The sequence below is a fragment of the Aeromonas sp. HMWF015 genome, from assembly GCF_963878965.1.
GTDB classification, from domain to species: domain Bacteria; phylum Pseudomonadota; class Gammaproteobacteria; order Enterobacterales; family Aeromonadaceae; genus Aeromonas; species Aeromonas veronii.
Window position 1 is genome coordinate 124 of the sequence record NZ_CAWNZT010000260.1, and the last position, 2,170, is coordinate 2,293.

Genomic DNA, 2,170 nt, shown 5'->3' on the forward strand with positions numbered 1-2,170 from the left:
TCGACCCCAAAAATCCATCCATCAATACCAGCCATAGCTCTGAGGAGTCTTGCTTGACCACTTTTTGCTAGCTTAACCAGCATCACTCCCCCGTCTTCAGGTTCCCTGTCTGCCAAGTTAATGATGCATATATCTCCTGCAACAATACCTGATTTTGAGAGATGGTCATTGTTCGATTCTATTGCAATGCTGTGACTTTGGTTCTCTGCAACTACGTATCTCCCGCTATCCATATTGGGCATCATGTCAGTTGCAAGTTGCTCCACATCAGAAAGGGGCCAAATTGGAACCTTATCTGAATTGAACTGTATGTCATTCAATAAATCCCCACTACTACGACCAGAGTAGAGCCAGATGGGATCAACCTTTAAGACCTTTGCTATGGAAATTAAGGATGAAACTCGCATCTCGCGATTCGGGTTGTTGATGGTATTGCTGATCACGCTTTTAGATAGGCCTGTACGACGAGCAAGCTCAGACATACTGATTCCTTGCTCCTGAAGCTTCTCTTCAAGGCGCTGCCCGAATGTTTTCATCCAAAACCTCTTGTTCACTTTAGAGACTAAATTGTAATTCCCTGGCCGATCTCTTTGGTGGACGCTGGTGGTTGACTTCGTTCTCTATGGAGTACAGTATTTTGTTTGATTTCCAGAACAGGACCATGACCCATGAAAAAGCAGGATGTGATTCAGTACTTCGGCAACATGGCCCGCGCTATGAAAGCAATCGGTGTCTCCCGTAGCCTCGCTGTGAAGTGGGGCGAGATTATCCCAGCGCAGCATGCGGTCAGTTTTGTCATAGCCAGCAATGGTGAATTGCGTTTAGGCCTGGAGGATTACCCCCTTCTGACAAAAGAACAGGAACATTCTACCCAGCAGGCCGCTTGACCACCCACCTGCTCACCAAATCGAGAGGGCATACAGCATGGGAAGAGAAGCACTTCCTGATCACCAAAAGCTCGACACGCTATCGCCTTTAAGGACACGTGCTACACCTGCCCAGCGCCATATGTGGAGAGAAGTTAGTGCCGAGTTCGGCATGACAGAGACTGCATTTGCCCGCACTTCATTGCTGATCCTGCTCAACTCCATATCTAAATATGAGCCGCAGATCCTGGCTAGGGCCGTGAAAAGGGCGAACCAGGCTCTTATCGAGCAGGGGTACCCGCCGGTCACAGTTGAGGAGATCTTGAAGGGGGAGGGGTTACCTGAGCGCGGCCTGCTCACGTTTACCTCTGAAGATGAGGCCGTTTACGAAGAAGAGCGGCGCAAGACGCCGGTACAGAAGCTGATTGGACTAATCAATGTTGTTTTAGGGAGATAAGACCATGTCTACCGTAGCAAGACTGACACGCCCGGCCCCGAAGCATGTGGATGAGCGTGACAACATCATCCTGAAATCCGTCATGCACGAATTGGCGCTATTTCTGGAGGATGACTCATCGATCACCATTGCGCAGGCTGCTGGTACAGACAGGACTGCTTTGCGCCTGTCGCGCCAGCTAATGGCCTACCAGGTTGAACGTGCGGAGAAGCAAGGTAGCGCATAACTATCAACTGTTGCCCAGCTGACCACTGGGCATTTTTTAAATCAGGACCCGACCATGACCAAGTCAATCATTGCCCTTGGGGGCTCACTATTACCAAAATTTGCGTTCGTTTGCTGCAGGGTGGGGCGCCCGGCCCTCCTTCATGAAGATCTGATACATCGGAGGGCTGAGCTATGAGCATGCTGCTGATGGTCAAAGCGATGAACATCAAAGTGGGTAACCCGCTGCGTAAACTGGTGCTTATCAAATTGGCAGACAACGCCAGTGATACCGGCGAGTGCTGGCCTTCGCATCAACATATCGCTGACCAATGTGAGATTTCGCGTCGCTCAGTGATCAGTCATATCGATGCGCTCTGCGCGGCGGGCCTTTTGATTAAGGAAGCCAGAAGAGGCCCCAATGGGAAGAGGTCAAATGTCTACATGCTGACACTTGATGGTGAATCTCCTGCACATCCAGATGTGCAAGAGATGCACATAGCATGTGCAGGAGTTGCACATAGAATCAGTCACTCTTTAGATCCAGTCATTGATCCAAAGATCCCCCCTATATCCCCCCAAGGGGAGCGCGCAGCCGAACGCTCAGCTCCACGACGAGGAACTCGTTTGCCGAATGACTGGT

At 50.5% G+C, this 2,170-nt stretch carries 5 protein-coding genes; 4 read left to right on the plus strand and 1 reads right to left on the minus strand.

The annotated features are described in order from the left end of the window. Window positions 1–536 (minus strand): helix-turn-helix domain-containing protein (locus tag AACS18_RS13560; protein WP_258228937.1); only part of this gene is annotated, 536 nt, incomplete at its 3' end. A 132-nt stretch (window positions 537–668) separates the two neighbouring features. Here AACS18_RS13560 and AACS18_RS13565 point away from each other — a divergent pair. The 4 genes from AACS18_RS13565 to AACS18_RS13580 all read left to right on the plus strand — a co-directional run. Then, a complete protein-coding gene (locus tag AACS18_RS13565) occupies window positions 669–887 on the plus strand; it encodes a Cro/CI family transcriptional regulator (protein WP_108614376.1) in 219 nt (72 codons plus the stop codon). A gap of 37 nt (window positions 888–924) precedes the next feature. Then, window positions 925–1,323 carry a hypothetical protein gene (locus AACS18_RS13570; RefSeq protein ID WP_108614377.1) on the plus strand — a complete coding sequence of 133 codons (399 nt, stop codon included), beginning with the start codon at window positions 925–927 and terminating at the stop codon, window positions 1,321–1,323. Window positions 1,324–1,327: 4 nt separating this feature from the next. Further along, complete coding sequence (locus AACS18_RS13575; RefSeq protein ID WP_069529464.1) at window positions 1,328–1,549, plus strand: hypothetical protein; 222 nt, start codon at window positions 1,328–1,330, stop codon at window positions 1,547–1,549. A gap of 173 nt (window positions 1,550–1,722) precedes the next feature. Further along, window positions 1,723–2,170 (plus strand): helix-turn-helix domain-containing protein (locus tag AACS18_RS13580; RefSeq protein ID WP_146184893.1); only part of this gene is annotated, 448 nt, incomplete at its 3' end.

Excerpts from the sequence above, each read along its gene's own strand:
- AACS18_RS13565 (WP_108614376.1), top strand. The coding sequence starts at position 669 with ATGAAAAAGCAGGATGTGATTCAGTACTTCGGCAACATGGCCCGCGCT.
- AACS18_RS13570 (WP_108614377.1), top strand. The coding sequence starts at position 925 with ATGGGAAGAGAAGCACTTCCTGATCACCAAAAGCTCGACACGCTATCG.
- AACS18_RS13575 (WP_069529464.1), top strand. The coding sequence starts at position 1,328 with ATGTCTACCGTAGCAAGACTGACACGCCCGGCCCCGAAGCATGTGGAT.